Source organism: Galbitalea soli, from assembly GCF_010686725.1.
In the GTDB taxonomy this organism is placed as follows: Bacteria; Actinomycetota; Actinomycetes; order Actinomycetales; family Microbacteriaceae; genus Galbitalea; species Galbitalea soli.
Genome location: NZ_JAAGWZ010000002.1, coordinates 121,729 through 135,848, shown reverse-complemented (window position 1 = coordinate 135,848; position 14,120 = coordinate 121,729). Strand labels below are relative to the sequence as shown.

The following is a 14,120-nucleotide window of genomic DNA, read 5'->3' as shown; positions in this document are numbered from 1 at the left end:
CCGCAGGGGCCCGCCGGATGCACGGCGCGGGCAGCTCGGTACGGCTGGCTCAGCAGTCAGGCGCGGGTCGCGACGCCCGCCGCCGCGAGCACGCCCGCAAACGGGACCGGGTCGGCGATCCGCCCGATGAACTCGCCGTCGCGCACGTTCTCGAAGGCGAGGAACTGCTGCACGCCCGCGCGATCCGTGATCACCCTGCCGACGTAGTACCGGTTGTCGGTGAGCCGAACGGCGCCGTCGATGTCGAAGGGGCCGAGCGGGGACTCCCCCGCCGCGATCCAGATGCCGCCCGTGCCCGCCACGTCACGACGGCGTGGGGCGATCTCGGTGCGCAGGCAGTTGAACAGCAGGTACGGGCGCTCCTCGACCTCGACCAGCTGCGTGACCTCGAGCTGGCCGAAGCCCTCGTTGCCGGGGGTGACGGGAGGCTGGACATCCCAGTGCAGCAGGTCGCTGGAGGTGGCGTGGCCGACGACGCCCGACTCGGTGACCGAGCCGGTGCGCGCCCGCGCGGTCGTGAACATGTGCCAGAGCCCGCCCTCGCGGAACACCCAGGGGTCGCGGAAGGCCTCGTCGCCGCCATCCGCCCCGGTGGAGTACCACCTCGGGTCGGCGACCGCGACCGGGGTGCGCTGCTTGCGCCAGGTCATCAGATCGCGCGACACGGCGACCATGACCCGCTGCGTGGAGGGCACGGGGTCGTCGTTCGTGCCGGTGTAGAACATGTACCAGAAGCCGTCGTCGCCGCGCACGGTGCAGCCCGTCCAGGTCGCGACGTCGTCGGCGGCGGGCGCATCCGAGCGCACGAGCGCGTCGGCGACGCGGGTCCAGTTCACGAGGTCGGTCGAGACCGCGTGGCCGATGGATGCCCGGCGGTGGCGTGCGGACTCCTCCTGCAGCGCCCGCGACGCGAACAGGAAGAAGAGGTGGTACTCCTCGCCGGTGTCGGCGATCCAGAAGTCCCAGACCCAGGAGTCGGGCAGCTCAAGCACGGCCGGTGTCCTTCCGGGGGCTCGCGACGGAACCCCGTTCGATGAGCGGGCAGGCCAACTCGACCTGGGAACGATTGCTCGACCACTCCGGGTCGCCGATCATCGCGCTGAGCTGCTCGATCGCCCACCGCCCCATCTCGTAGTGCGGCAGCCCGACGGTGGTGAGACCCGGACGCAACTGGGCGGCGATCACCTCGAGGTTGTCGACACCGATGAGGGAGAGGTCGTCGGGCACGCACATCCCCCGCTCGGCGGCGATCTGGTAGACCCCCATCGCCATGGGGTCGTTGAAGCAGAAGACGGCGGTGAGGTCGGGCACGGCCGCGAGCGCCGCCTCGAAGGTCTCGCGCCCCGCGCTCGCGTCGGCGGGCTCGGGCACGGTGAAGACGTGCGGCTCGAGGCCGTGCTCGGCCATCGTCCGGCGATAGCCGAGGATGCGGCCGTCGACACCGGGGCCAGGGGCGTCGACCGAGATATGCACGATCCGGCGGTGGCCGGCGGCGAGCAGGCGCTCGGTCGCCGTGCGGCCGATGCCCACCTCGTCGGGCACCACCCAGGGCGCCCCGCCGTCGGGGTTCTCGGCGTCGACGACGACGGTCGGCAGCCCGGCGAGCTTCGCCGGGAGGGAGACGAGACCGTGCGACATGCGCGCGTAGACGAAGGCGTCGACCTGCTGGTCGAGGAGCGAGTCGATCTGCTGGGCCTCGACGCGGTCATCCCGGTTGGAGTTCACCAGCATGAGGAGCAGGCCGCGCTCGGCCGCCGCATCCTGGGCGCCCAGCACGATGCGGCCGGCGAAGGGGGTCGTCGCGATCTCGTCGCTCACGAAGCCGACGATGCCGCTGCGCTGACGGCGCAGGGCGCTCGCGATGCGGTTGGGGGCGTAGCCGAGCTCCCCCGCGACGCGCTGCACGTGCTCGCGGGTCTTCGCGCTGAGGTTGCCCTGGCCGCTGAGCGCGTGGGAGACGGTCGTCACCGAGACACCTGCCGCGGTGGCGACATCGGAGATCCCGACGCGCTTCGCCATCCTCTTCGAACTCCAACCGGGTACCAGGTGATCGGGAACGAGGCCGCCGCGGGTCGGACTGCTCGCCTGTGCTGTGAAGGCTAGCACAAAATCGATTTTGCGAACGGGCGGAAAGGGCTGGTCGGCGGCGGGTTTTGCGGGGGCGCGGGCCGGGCGACGCGAGCGGGTCGGGCGGCGGCCGAGGGGCGCGGCCGGGGTGCGCGGCCGGGCGGACTGGCACCGCGGGCAGGCGGGGTGGCTCAGGCGCCGCGGAGGGCGGCGCGGATCGCCGCGACGGCGGCCGCGCGCGCCCAGCCCTCGAAGCCGGAGCCGTCGATCGTGATGACGGCCTCCGCGCGCTCGCCGCCCGCCCTCGCCCGCACCTCCCGGGTGATCTCGCCGATCCGGGGGGCGAACAGCTCCGCGCCCTCGCCGGAGAGCAGGAAGGCATCGACCATCGCGATGTCGGCGACGAGCGAGAGCCAGCGCGCGAGCGCACGGGCCGCGTCGGCGAGCACCGCCGTGCACGCCACGTCGCCCGCGACGACGAGTCGCTCGAACTCGCCCTCGGCGAGCGGGCGCCCGAGCAGCTCGCCCGCGCGGGTGCTCATGCCCGGCACCGAGACCCAGACCGAGGCGCATCCCGGGTGCCCCCGCTCGCACGCCGGTCCCGCGGGGTCGAGCGTGACGTGAGCCCCACCGTCCATCCCCGGGCGCCCCGCGCCCACCTGCCGACCGCCCACGACGAGCCCGTAGCCGACGCCCGCGCCGACCGTGATGACCGCGAAGTCGTCGGGATGCCCGGCCGCCCCGAACAGGCGCGCCGCCGAGGTGAGCGCGACCACGTCGTTGTCGACCACGACCGGCGTCTCCAGCTCGGCCGCGAGCTGCGCGGCGAAGTCGACCCCGTGCCAGCCCAGGAACGGGGCATCGACGATGACCCGGCCGTCGTCGACGCGACCGCCGACGGTCACGCCCACCGCGGTGAGGGGCGCGGGGCCGAGCGAGCGGATGAGCGCGGCGACCCGGGCACGGACATCCGCGACCCCGTGCCCCGGCAGCGCGGTGCTCTCACTGCGGATGACCGTGCCCCGCAGATCGGTCAGCACCGCGTACGCGCTCCCGCCCGTGATCTTGCACCCGGCGAATCGATGGTCGTCGACGGCGAGGTCGATGAGGTTGACCGGGCGCCCGATCGCGCTCGCCTCCGGGTCGGGCCGCTCGACCGCGAGGCCGGAGCGCAGCAGCGGTGTCGCGTAGCGGGTGATGCTCGCGAGCGAGAGGCCGAGGCGGGATGCGAGCTCCGGGCGGGAGAGGGCGCCGGCGGCGAGCAACTCGGTGGCGACGTCGCGCACGGCACGCGGCTGGTCGCTGCCGACGATGTCGGGCGCGTCGAGAATGCGCACGGGACTCCCTTGACACGGCTATATTTTCACTCTAAAAATAACACGTGAACAGCAGCGCCGCAGCCCTCCATCTCCGCCACGGCGGCACGAGTGTCGTCATCGACACGACGCCCGAATTCCCGGCGATCGTCTACTGGGGAGAGAGTCTCGGTCAGGCGTCCACGGCCGAGGTCGAGTCGCTCGCGCGCGCCGCCCGCAACCAGCGCGTCTCGGGGTACCTCGACCGCGGTGTCACCCTCTCGCTGCTCCCCCAGGCGTCCACCGGCTGGTTCGGCACCCCCGGTCTCGAGGGCAGCCGCGCCGGTCGCTCCTTCGCTCCCGCCGTCGTCACGAGCGGCATCGACGCGAACGAGACCTCGGCGACGATCCGTGGCACGGATGCGGCGGCCGGCCTCGCGGTGACCGTCACCCTCGATCTCGATGCGGCGGGCATCCTGCGCACCACCGTCGCCCTCACCAACACGGCCAGCGACGACTACGAGCTCGCTGCCCTCCGCGCGACCCTCCCGGTGCCGGTGAGCGCGCGCGAGGTCATGGACACGACGGGCCGCCACCTGCGCGAGCGCCACCCGCAGCGCTACCCCTTCACGATCGGACGGCACGAGCGGGACTCCCGGCGGGGCCGGCCCGGCGCGGATGCCCCGCTCCTCGTGCTCGCCGGCACCCCCGGTTTCGGCTTCGAGTCGGGGCTCGTGCACGGCATCCACCTCGCGTGGAGCGGCAACTTCCAGCTCGCCGCCGAGCGCACCGGCAACGGACTCGCCCTGCTGCAGGCCGGCGAACTCCTGCTCCCCGGCGAGGTGCGGCTCGCGCCCGGCGAAAGCTATCGCACACCGGTCGTGATCGGCGCCTGGGGCGAGGGCCTCAACGCCCTCTCCGCCTCGCTGCACGACAGCGTGCGATCCCGTCCGCAGCACCCGCGCAGCCCGCGACCGGTCACCCTCAACACCTGGGAGGCGATGTACTTCGACCTCGACACCGAACGCCTGCGCACGCTCGCCGACGCGGCCGCCGCCGTGGGGGTCGAGCGGTTCGTGCTCGACGACGGCTGGTTCCTCGGGCGTCGCGACGACACTGCGGGGCTCGGCGACTGGTACGTCGACCCGGCGGTTTTCCCCGAGGGGCTGGGGCCGATCATCCGCCACGTCACCGGGCTGGGCATGGAGTTCGGCCTCTGGGTCGAACCGGAGATGATCAACCCCGACTCGGAGCTCGCGCGGGCGCACCCCGACTGGATCCTGCAGCCGGAGGGGCGCCTGCCGATCGAGGGGCGGGGACAGCACGTGCTCGACCTCTCGCACCCCGACGCCTACGCCTACCTCTCCGAGCGACTGCACGCGCTGCTCGACGAGAACGACATCGCCTACCTGAAGTGGGATCACAACCGCGACCTCGTCGACCCGGGCAGCACCGTGACCGGCGCCGCGGCCGTGCACGCGAACGTCGAGGCGCTCTACCGGCTGCTCGACGGGCTGAAGGAGGCGCACCCCGGGCTGGAGATCGAGAGCTGCGCGTCCGGCGGCGCGCGGGTCGACCTCGGCATCGCCGACCGCACCGACCGGTTCTGGACGAGCGACTGCATCGACCCGATCGAGCGGCTGGGCATCCAGAAGTACACCTCGCTGCTCGTACCCTACGAGATGCTCGGCGCGCACATCAGCGGACCCGAATCGCACTCGACGGGGCGCACCTCGCGGCTGGCGCTGCGCGGCGCGACGGCGCTGTTCGGCCACCTGGGCATCGAGTGGAACGTGACGACGGCGAGCCCGGATGACCTCGCGCAGCTCACCCGCTGGGTCGAGTTTCACAAAGCCCACCGCGAGCTGCTGCACAGCGGCCACGCGGTCTACGCCGACCTGCCCGACGACTCCGTCGACCTGCGCGGGGTGGTCGCCGGTGAGCGGGACCGCGCGCTGTACGTCTTCACGCAGGTGGGGTCGAGCAACGCCTACCCCGGTGACGCCATCACCCTGCCCGGGCTCGACGACGACACCGTGTACGAGGTCAGCCTCTCGGACGTGACCGAGCGCGACGGCTTCAACGGCCAGTCGCCCCTGCCCTGGCTCGACGCCCCGCTGCGGATGAGCGGGCGCGCGCTGCGCCGCGCCGGGCTGCGCCCGCCGGTGCTGTTCCCGGAGAGCGCGGTCGTGCTGCTCGTGACGGCGGTGGGGTAGGGGCGCTGCCTCGCGCTCCCGCGCGAGTTGGCACTGCCCACCCTCCCGCGCGAGTTGGCATTTTTTGTGCAACTTTGCGCGCCCGCAGCGGGAATTCGCCAACAAGTCGGCGTCCCGCCGCCTTGTTGCACCTTTTGGTGCGAGAAAAGGAGGGCGCTGGCGCCGCGGGCGCCAACGCCCGAGCTGGCTGCGCTGGTCGACCGGGGCCTCCGCGCCCGCACCCTCGTTTCGCTGCACAAAAGATGCCAATTCGCCGGGCCGCGCCCGGTGAATTGCCGATTTTCCCCTGCGGGCGCGCAAAGTTGCACAAAAAGTGCCAACTCGGGGAGGGGGAGGGGGAGGGGGCGCGGGCGCAGCGTGACGCCTACCCCGCCCGCCGCAACCCGTAGACCGCGGCGGCTGTGGCGCCGAGGAGCTGCTCCCGCGCGGCGGGCGCGAGGTCTCCCGTGAGGAGCGCGAGCGCCTCCCAGGTGCGGTCGTACCCCCCGGCGAGCACAGAGATGGGCCAGTCGCCGCCGACCATCAGGCGCTCGGGACCGAACAGCTCGAGCGCATCCTGCACGAAGGGCCGCACCGAGGCGACGGTCCACGAATCGAGCGGCCCGACCGAGGCGTACAGCCCCGAGACCTTGGCCGCCATCCGCGGGTTCTCGGCCGCGGTCGCGATCAGGCGACGCCACTCCGCGCGGTCCTCCGCCGTGCCCCCGATGGGCGGCTTGCCGAGGTGGTCGATGACGATGCGGAGCCCGGGGTGTCGCTCCGAGATACCCGGGAGGTGGCCGAGGGCGGCCGGTCCGCCGGTGACGTAGTCGAACGCGGCACCCGCGGCTTCGAGCACCGTGAGCCCGGCATCCACCTCGGGGCGCGTCACCCAGTCCGGATCGGGCTGTGCGTGCAGCAGCGTGCGCACCCCGACCACACGCTCGTCGCGGCGCAGCTCGGCGAGCCGCCGCTCCGCCTCGTGCGGGCGGTCGAGCGGCACCCAGGCGACGATGCCGAGCACCTCGGGGTGCTCGTCCGCCACGCGGATCATGTTGGCCGTGTCCTCCGCGTTGTCGGCGGCCTGCACGAGCACCGTCCCCGTGACGCCCACCCGGCGCATCGCGGGCAGCACCTCGTCGAGCTCCATGGTGCGATCGATGGGCGAGAGCCCGGCGTCGAGCCAGGGGTAGTCGGCGCGGTCGAGGTTCCAGACGTGCTGGTGGGCGTCGATGATCACGGCAGAAGCCCGGTCTCGCGCAGGGCATCCCAGAGTCCGTCGGGGATGACCGTGCCGTACCGTTCCGCGTTGCCATTCACCTGCGCGGCGCTGCGGGCCCCGAGCACGACGGAGACGACGGCGGGGTGCCGCAGCGGGTAGGCGACGGCCGCGTCGGGGAGGGTGACCCCGAACCGCTCGCACACCTCCGCGATCGCCGTCGCGCGGGCGATGAGCTCGGGCGGCGCGGGCCGGTAGTCGAACATCGCGTCGGGCCGGGGCCTCGGCGCACCGAGCAGACCGGAGTTGTAGACCCCGGCGGCGACGATGCCCACTCCGCGCTCCAGAGCGAGCGGCAGCAATTCGGCGAGCGCCCCGTGCTCGAGGAGCGTGAACCGCCCCGCCAGCATCATGAGGTCGACGTCGCACTCGCGGATGAAGCGCGCGATCATCTCCGACTGATTCATGCCCGCGCCGATCGCGCCGATGACGCCCTCATCGCGCAGCTCGACGAGGGTGTCGATGCCGGTGGTCGACGCGGCCGACCAGTGGTCATCCGGGTCGTGCAGGTAGACGATGTCGACGCGGTCGAGGCCCAGTCGCTCGAGGCTCCCCTCGAGCGAGCGCAGGATGCCGTCGCGGCTGAAGTCCCACTCGCGCCGGGTGGTGGCGGGCACGACGAAGCCGCCGTCGTCGAGCCGGTCGGCGGTCTCGGGACTGGGAACGAGCATCCGCCCCACCTTCGTGCTGACGACGTACTCGTCGCGGGGGCGCCCGGCAAGCGCGGCGCCCAGCCGGCGCTCCGACAGACCGAGTCCATAATGCGGCGCGGTGTCGAAGTAGCGGATGCCCCGCTCCCAGGCCGCGTCGACCGCGGCCTGCGATTCCGCGTCGCTCGTCTCCCGGTAGAGGTTGCCGAACTGGGCCGCTCCCAGCCCCAGCTCGGTCAGGGCGGGGCCCCGCTCCGGCGTTCGTCTCCGCATCGAGATCTCCTTGTGTCGCGTGCACCTGCGTTCGTCGATTATTGCACCCCCGCCGAGGTAACGTGTGATGTATGCTGTTTAGTGCGCCGAGGCGCGAAAACCGCTCACCATCAAGGACGATATGAAGATCACGGGCTATCACTGCCTCCGCACCTACCGGGACTGGGGTCGTCCCGTCGGCGACGTGAACGGCTTCATCGACTCCGGTCTGACCGAAGTCCCCATCGTCGTGATCGAGACCGACGAGGGCATCACGGGCGTCGGCCTCGGATCCGACTACGGCGTCGACGACATCTTCCCGGCCATCGAGGGCGCTGACCCGCGCGCCGTCACCGCGCTGTACGACCGGATGCTCGCCCACGTCTTCAAGGCCGGCCACGGTGGCGCCACCTTCGGCGGGATCGGCACCCTCGACGCGGCCCTCTGGGATCTGAAGGCGAAGATCGCCGGGGAACCGCTGTGGCGACTGCTCGGCGCCGGGGACCGCTTCGTGCCGGGCTACGCCTCCGGCCTCGACATCGCGCTGGGCGACGAGGAGCTCGCGGCGCTCTACGGCTCCATGGCGGAGCGCGGCTTCACCGCGGGCAAGCTCAAGGGCGGCCGCGACGTCGACGCCGACATCCGCCGGCTCGGCATCATCGCCGAGCAACTGGCGGCCAACACGGCCCGCCCCGCGCTCATGCTCGACTCGAACGAGTCGTGGAATCTGAAGCAGGCGGTCCGCTACGTCACCGCGATCGAGGCACGCCTCGACCTCACCTGGATCGAGGAGCCGCTGCGGCGGTGGGACGCCGCGGGGCACGCGCGGCTGTCGTCGAGCATCCGGGCCGCCGTCGCCACCGGCGAGAACCTGACCGGTCTGGAGCAGTACACCCCGCTGTTCGACAACCGGGCCGTCGACATCGTGCAGGCGGGTGCCGTGTGGGGCGTCACCCACTTCCTGCGGGTCGCCTACGCCGCGCACTCGCGCACCCTGCCCATCAGCCCCGTCGGGCTGACCGCCAACCCCGCGGTCGGGCACGCCGCGGCCTCGGTGCCGAATCACCTCTCCGCCGAGGTCCAGTCGCTCGACGCGCCCGTCGGGGTCACCATCGACGAGCACTACGCCGACGGCGGGATCGTCCTCGGCGACGAGCCGGGGGCCGGGGTGACCATCGACGAGCGCGCCATCGCCGCCGATCAGCGCTCGGCGCCGTGGATCACCGCGGCGGGGCCGCACGTGCGATCGCAGCGCGCCGGACTCCGCCTGGTGGCGGAGGACCCGGGCGAGGTCATCCGCTGATGCTGATCCGACCCGGCCTGCGGCGCATCGTGGCTCCGCTGGGCGAGAGATTCGTGGCGATGTACCTCCTCGAGGGCTCGGAGCGCGCCCTGCTCTTCGACACCGGCATCACCGCGAGCGTCGAGGAGACGCTGCTGCCGCACCTCGCCGAGATCGGCTTCGACCTCGCGCGCTTGCACTGGGTGATCAGCTCGCACTGCGACTTCGACCACACCGGCGGCAACGCGGCGATCGTCGCGGCGGCACCCCACGTCGAACTGCTCGCGGGCGAACTCGACGTGCCGCTCACCGAAGACCTCGAGGTGCTCATCGAGCAGCGCTACGGCGAGTTCCGGCACAGCGACGGCTTCGACGACCCGCCCGAGACGACCGCGTACATCCGCGAGGCGGCGGCGGTCGCGCCGGTCACGCGGGCGCTGCGGGGCGGCGAGGAGTTCGACCTCGGCGACCGGGTGATCCGGGTGCTCCACACTCCGGGTCACAGCGACGGCCACCTCGCCCTCTGGGACGAGCGCAATGCCGCCCTCATCATCGGCGACGCTACCCTCGGCACCACCGTGCCCACCGCATCCGGCGACCCCGCGTTCCCGCCCACCTACCGCGACACCGACCCCTACCTGGCGACGATCGAGCTGTTCCGCGGCTACGACGCCGAGCTCCTGCTCACCGCTCACTACCCGGTCTACGAGGATGCGGAGGTCGGCCGCTTCCTCGACGCCTCCGCCGAGTACATCGCGACGATCGACGCCGCGATCACCGACGCGCTTGAACCCGAGGGGATGACCACGCTCGAGCTCATCCACCGGGTCGCCGCGCGGCTCGGGCCGTGGGGCCCCGCCGCCGCCGAGTACCTGATCTTCCCGATGACCGGCAACCTCGAACGGATGACCGCCCGCGGCACCGTGTGCGTGGGAACCCGTGACGGCCTCCGCACCTGGGCCCGCGCATGACCGGGGCACGCGCGTGACCCGGGTGCGCGTCGGCGCCGTCGGTGCCGGCTGGTGGGCGACGAGCAACCACTTCCCGCTGCTCGCCGCGCGTGACGACGTCGAGCTCGTCGGCGTCTGCGGGCTGGGACCGGGACTGGGCGCGATCCGTGACCGCTTCGGGTTCGGCTTCGCGACGGAGAGCATCGACGAACTGCTGGATGCCGACCTCGACGCTGTCGTCGTGACGACGCCCCACGACCTCCACCTCGACGTCTCGCTGCGGGCGCTCGAGCGCGGCCTCCACGTGCTCTGCGAGAAGCCGATGACCCTCCGCGCCGAGGATGCCTGGCGGCTCGTCGACGCGGTGGAGCGGGCGGGCACCCACTTCCTCGTTCCCTACGGCTGGAACTACAAGGACTTCACGCGGGAGGCGAAGCGGATCCTCGACGCGGGCCGCATCGGCGAGATCCAGTTCGCCCTCACCCACATGGCCTCCCCCACGCGCGGCCTCTTCGGCGGCGACCCGACCCACATGCTCGAGCGGTGGTCCACCGACACGCGGCCGGAGCCGGGCACCTGGTCGGATCCGCGGCACGGCGGCGGCTACGCGCACGGGCAGGTCTCGCACTCCAGCGCGCTCCTGTTCTGGTTGACCGGCCTGCGGGCCAGCACCGTGGCGGGGCGGGTGGAGAACGCGGGGGCCCCGGTCGATCTGTTCGATGCGGCGGTCATCCGCTTCGACAACGGCGCACTGGGCTCGCTCTCGGGGGCGGCAACGCTCGCCGACGGCGACAAGTACCAGGTCGACCTCCGCCTGTTCGGCACCGAGGGGGTGCTCATGCTCGACGTGGAGCGCGAGCGGGTCTCGCTGCGCCGCTACGACGGCGAGCGCGTCGAGGTGCCGATCGCACCGGGCGACGGTGAGTACGAGTGCCTCGTGCCACCGGCGCGCTTCATCGAGCTCATCACCGGTGCGAGCACCGAGAACAACAGCACGGTCGACGTCGCGGCGCGCTCGGTCGAGCTGATCGAGGGCCTGCTGCGGTCATCCGCCGCGGACGGCGCGGAGGTGCGCATCCATGACTGACAACGAAGGAGCAGCTGTGTCGCAGCCGCGTGGGGTCCTCAGCGGATACCGGGTGATCGACTGCACGATCGCGATGGCGGGACCGTTCGCGGCCCAGCGCCTCGGCGATCTGGGGGCCGACGTCATCAAGGTCGAGCCCACCGCCGGCGAGTGGCAGCGCTTCGCCGCCGCCGGGGGCGCGAACGGCAACCGCATCAACGTCTCCTTCCTCTCCCTCAATCGCAACAAGCGCTCGCTCGCCGTCGACCTCAAGTCGGCCGGAGGCAAGACCGTGCTCGAGGAGCTCGTCGCGACCTCCGACGTCTTCCTGCAGAACTACCGCCCGGGGGTCGCCGCCCGGCTCGGCGTCGACTACGAATCGCTGCACGCGATCAATCCCTCGATCGTGTACGTGTCGATCTCCGGCTACGGCGAGGACGGCCCGTACAAGGACCGCCCGGGCCAGGACCTGCTGCTGCAGGCGATGTCGGGCGCCATGCTCTCGGCGGGTCGGCGCGGCGAACCGCCGACGCCCGCCGGCCAGTACCTCGCCGACGCGGTCACCGGCTCCACGGCGTTCGAGGGAGTCCTCGCCGCTCTCCTGCACCGCGAGCGCACCGGGGAAGGACAGCTCGTCACCGTCAACATGCTCGACGCGCTCACCACCCTGCAGATGCAGGAGCTCTCGGTGTTCACGGTCGGCGGGGTGCCGCAGGAGCGCGGCGACCAGCCCAACGCGCACGTCTACATCCGTGCGCCCTACGGGGTGTTCGCGACGAGCGACGGCTACCTGGCCCTCGGCTTCGCCGACCTCGAGACGCTCGGCACCGTCATCGGCGAGCCGAGCTTCGCGGGCATGGTTCCCGAGGTCGACGGGTGGACCCGGCGCGACGAGCTGTACGAGAAGACGGAGGCGCGCCTGCGCACGGCACCGACGGCGGAGTGGCTGGAGAAGCTGCTCGCCGTGGGCATCTGGGCCGGTCCCGTGTACAGCTACCAGGATCTCGTCGACGACCCGCAGATCGCGCACAACGGCACCTTCGTGGAGTACGACCATCCCACGGAGGGTCACATCAAGACCCCCGGCTTCCCCTACAAGTTCTCGGCGACCCCGCCGCGCATCGACCGCGGCGCACCCCTCGTGGGCCAGCACAGCCGGGAAGTGCTCGCCGAGCTGGGGGTCACCCCCGAGCGGGTCACCGCCCTGTTCGAGTCCGGGGTGGTCGCCGGCGAATGACCGGGTTCGTCGGGCTCACCTGGGATCATCCGCGCGGACGCGAGGCGCTTCGGGCATCCGCGATCGAGGGGCTGCGCTGGGAGGTGCACCCGCTGGAGGGATTCGAGTCGACCCCGGTCGAGAGCCTGGCCGCACGGTACGACCTCATCGTGCTCGATCATCCGCACCTCGGCGACGCGGTGGCGGCCGACTGCGTGCGCCCGCTCGACGAACTCTTCACCGCCGACGAGCTCGCCGGCTGGGCCCGGGATGCCGTGGGCCCGAGCGCGCGCTCCTACTGTCTCGGCGGGCGCACCTGGGCCCTGCCGCTCGACGCCGCCACCCAGGTCTCGGCCCGTCGCCCCGACGCTCTCCCGGCCGCCCCCCGCACCTGGCCGCAGGCCCTCGCGCTCGATGTGCCGGTCGCCCCGAGCCTCGCCGGACCGCACGCCTTCCTCAGCTTCTGCTCGATCGCGGTGTCGCTGGGCGGCGAGCTGCGGGAGGAGTCGGGCGAGTTCTTCGAGCGCGGCATCGCGGTGGACGCCCTGCGGATCCTGGAGGAGCTGGCCCGGCGCGCACCGGCCGGCACCTCGGGACTCAGCCCGATCGGCCTGCTCGAGCGCATGACCGACACCGACGACCTCGCCTACATCCCGCTCGTCTACGGCTACGTCACCTACTCGCCCCGCCTCGCCTTCGGCGCCCCGCCCGCGGGCATCCGGCCGGGGTCGACCATCGGCGGCACCGGCATCGCGGTCACCCGACGCAGCGAGCCGAGCACCGCCTTGCTCGATCATCTGCGCTGGCTCCTGTCGCCCGCCGCGCAGGCGGGTTTCATCCCCGACCACGCGGGCCAGCCGAGCGCCCGGTCGGCCTGGACCGACCCGCGCGTCGATGCGGCAGCCGGCGGCTTCTACTCGGCGACCCTCGACACCATCGAGGCCTCGTGGGTGCGTCCGCGCTTCCCGGGGTACATCCCGTTCCAGTCGAGGGCCGCGGCGATCATCCGCGCCGGGCTCTCGGATCACCGCACGGTGGACGCCCTCGCCACCGCCTACAGGGAGGCGCAGCAATGACCGACTTCGACCCCGGCCTCGAGCAGGTCACCGTGTCACTCGACGGTGCGGTCGCGCTCGTCACGATCAACCGCCCCGAGAAGCTCAACTCGGTGACCCCGGAGATGTCGGCGGCGCTCGAGGCCTTCGCGACCTGGGCGAACGACGCCGATGCCGTGCGGGCGATCGTGCTGACCGGTGCCGGCGAGCGGGCGTTCTGCGCGGGCAGCGACATCCGCACCCTCGACAGCTACGCGACGCCCTGGGACTTCCGCAACCGGCGCGACTACTGCGACGCGCTGCGCGCACTGCGCAAACCCGTGATCGCCGCGATCAACGGCTACGCCTTCGGCGGCGGTCTCGAGACCGCGCTCACCTGCGACATCCGCATCGCGGCGACCACCGCGACCTTCGCCGCACCCGAGATCACGCTCGGCTGGATCGGCGGGGGCGGGATGACGGCGTTGCTCGCCCACTCGATCGGGGCGAGCAACACCGCTCTCATGACGATGACCGGCGACCCGATCGACGCCGCGCGGGCGCTCGCCTGGGGACTCGTGAGCGAGGTCGTGCCCCCGGCGGAACTGCTCCCGCGCGCCCTCGAGCTCGCGCGGACGATCGCCAGCCGCCCGCCGATCGCGGCCGAGACGGCCAAGGTCAATCTGACCGCCGCCTTCAACCTGCCGCTCGCCCAGGCCGTGGCCTACGAGCGCGAGCTGCAGGGCATCACCTTCGCCACGGAGGACGCGCGCGAGGGCCGGGCGGCCTTCGCCGAGAAACGACCCGGCGTCTTCACGCGCCGCTGAGGAGAGA

Annotated in this window: 12 protein-coding genes; 7 read left to right on the top strand and 5 right to left on the bottom strand. The window is 72.4% G+C overall.

Translation table 11 applies throughout. The features are described 5' to 3' along the window. Positions 1 to 56 precede the first annotated feature (56 nt). The 3 genes from G3T37_RS06715 to G3T37_RS06705 form a co-directional block, all read right to left on the bottom strand. Positions 57 to 992 carry a glycoside hydrolase family protein gene (locus G3T37_RS06715; RefSeq protein ID WP_163472736.1) on the bottom strand — a complete coding sequence of 312 codons (936 nt, stop codon included), beginning with the start codon at positions 990 to 992 and terminating at the stop codon, positions 57 to 59. Next, complete coding sequence (locus G3T37_RS06710) at positions 985 to 2,019, bottom strand: LacI family DNA-binding transcriptional regulator (RefSeq protein ID WP_163472735.1); 1,035 nt, start codon at positions 2,017 to 2,019, stop codon at positions 985 to 987. Before G3T37_RS06710 ends, G3T37_RS06715 begins: the two co-directional genes overlap by 8 nt. A gap of 239 nt (positions 2,020 to 2,258) precedes the next feature. After that, complete coding sequence (locus G3T37_RS06705) at positions 2,259 to 3,404, bottom strand: ROK family protein (protein WP_163472734.1); 1,146 nt, start codon at positions 3,402 to 3,404, stop codon at positions 2,259 to 2,261. Between the two features lie 44 nt (positions 3,405 to 3,448). Between G3T37_RS06705 and G3T37_RS06700 the strand changes: the two genes are divergently transcribed. Further along, entirely contained in the window at positions 3,449 to 5,578 is a 2,130-nt protein-coding gene (locus G3T37_RS06700) for an alpha-galactosidase (protein WP_163472733.1), read from the top strand. A 364-nt stretch (positions 5,579 to 5,942) separates the two neighbouring features. Here G3T37_RS06700 and G3T37_RS06695 read toward each other — a convergent pair whose 3' ends face one another. Further along, positions 5,943 to 6,797: an amidohydrolase family protein gene (locus G3T37_RS06695; RefSeq protein ID WP_163472732.1), complete on the bottom strand. Its 855-nt coding sequence runs from the start codon at positions 6,795 to 6,797 to the stop codon at positions 5,943 to 5,945. Then, a complete protein-coding gene (locus G3T37_RS06690; RefSeq protein ID WP_163472731.1) occupies positions 6,794 to 7,759 on the bottom strand; it encodes an aldo/keto reductase in 966 nt (321 codons plus the stop codon). Before G3T37_RS06690 ends, G3T37_RS06695 begins: the two co-directional genes overlap by 4 nt. A gap of 121 nt (positions 7,760 to 7,880) precedes the next feature. On the opposite strand from G3T37_RS06690, the gene G3T37_RS06685 reads away from it, so the two are divergent. From G3T37_RS06685 to G3T37_RS06660, 6 genes are read left to right on the top strand one after another with little or no spacing between them, the layout of a single operon-like run. After that, positions 7,881 to 9,041, top strand: coding sequence for a mandelate racemase/muconate lactonizing enzyme family protein (locus tag G3T37_RS06685; protein WP_163472730.1), 1,161 nt, complete (start codon positions 7,881 to 7,883; stop codon positions 9,039 to 9,041). After that, entirely contained in the window at positions 9,041 to 9,991 is a 951-nt protein-coding gene (locus G3T37_RS06680) for an MBL fold metallo-hydrolase (RefSeq protein ID WP_163472729.1), read from the top strand. Before G3T37_RS06685 ends, G3T37_RS06680 begins: the two co-directional genes overlap by 1 nt. Continuing rightward, complete coding sequence (locus tag G3T37_RS06675; RefSeq protein ID WP_163472728.1) at positions 9,960 to 11,057, top strand: Gfo/Idh/MocA family oxidoreductase; 1,098 nt, start codon at positions 9,960 to 9,962, stop codon at positions 11,055 to 11,057. Before G3T37_RS06680 ends, G3T37_RS06675 begins: the two co-directional genes overlap by 32 nt. Further along, positions 11,050 to 12,273, top strand: a complete 1,224-nt coding sequence (locus G3T37_RS06670) for a CaiB/BaiF CoA transferase family protein (RefSeq protein ID WP_163472727.1) — start codon at positions 11,050 to 11,052, stop codon at positions 12,271 to 12,273. Before G3T37_RS06675 ends, G3T37_RS06670 begins: the two co-directional genes overlap by 8 nt. Continuing rightward, entirely contained in the window at positions 12,270 to 13,328 is a 1,059-nt protein-coding gene (locus tag G3T37_RS06665; protein WP_163472726.1) for an extracellular solute-binding protein, read from the top strand. The genes G3T37_RS06670 and G3T37_RS06665 overlap by 4 nt, the downstream gene beginning before the upstream one ends. Further along, positions 13,325 to 14,113 carry an enoyl-CoA hydratase/isomerase family protein gene (locus G3T37_RS06660; RefSeq protein WP_163472725.1) on the top strand — a complete coding sequence of 263 codons (789 nt, stop codon included), beginning with the start codon at positions 13,325 to 13,327 and terminating at the stop codon, positions 14,111 to 14,113. Before G3T37_RS06665 ends, G3T37_RS06660 begins: the two co-directional genes overlap by 4 nt. Positions 14,114 to 14,120 lie beyond the last annotated feature (7 nt).

Excerpts from the sequence above, each read along its gene's own strand:
- G3T37_RS06710 (WP_163472735.1), bottom strand. The coding sequence starts at position 2,019 with ATGGCGAAGCGCGTCGGGATCTCCGATGTCGCCACCGCGGCAGGTGTC.
- G3T37_RS06690 (WP_163472731.1), bottom strand. The coding sequence starts at position 7,759 with ATGCGGAGACGAACGCCGGAGCGGGGCCCCGCCCTGACCGAGCTGGGG.
- G3T37_RS06685 (WP_163472730.1), top strand. The coding sequence starts at position 7,881 with ATGAAGATCACGGGCTATCACTGCCTCCGCACCTACCGGGACTGGGGT.
- G3T37_RS06680 (WP_163472729.1), top strand. The coding sequence starts at position 9,041 with ATGCTGATCCGACCCGGCCTGCGGCGCATCGTGGCTCCGCTGGGCGAG.
- G3T37_RS06670 (WP_163472727.1), top strand. The coding sequence starts at position 11,050 with ATGACTGACAACGAAGGAGCAGCTGTGTCGCAGCCGCGTGGGGTCCTC.
- G3T37_RS06665 (WP_163472726.1), top strand. The coding sequence starts at position 12,270 with ATGACCGGGTTCGTCGGGCTCACCTGGGATCATCCGCGCGGACGCGAG.
- G3T37_RS06660 (WP_163472725.1), top strand. The coding sequence starts at position 13,325 with ATGACCGACTTCGACCCCGGCCTCGAGCAGGTCACCGTGTCACTCGAC.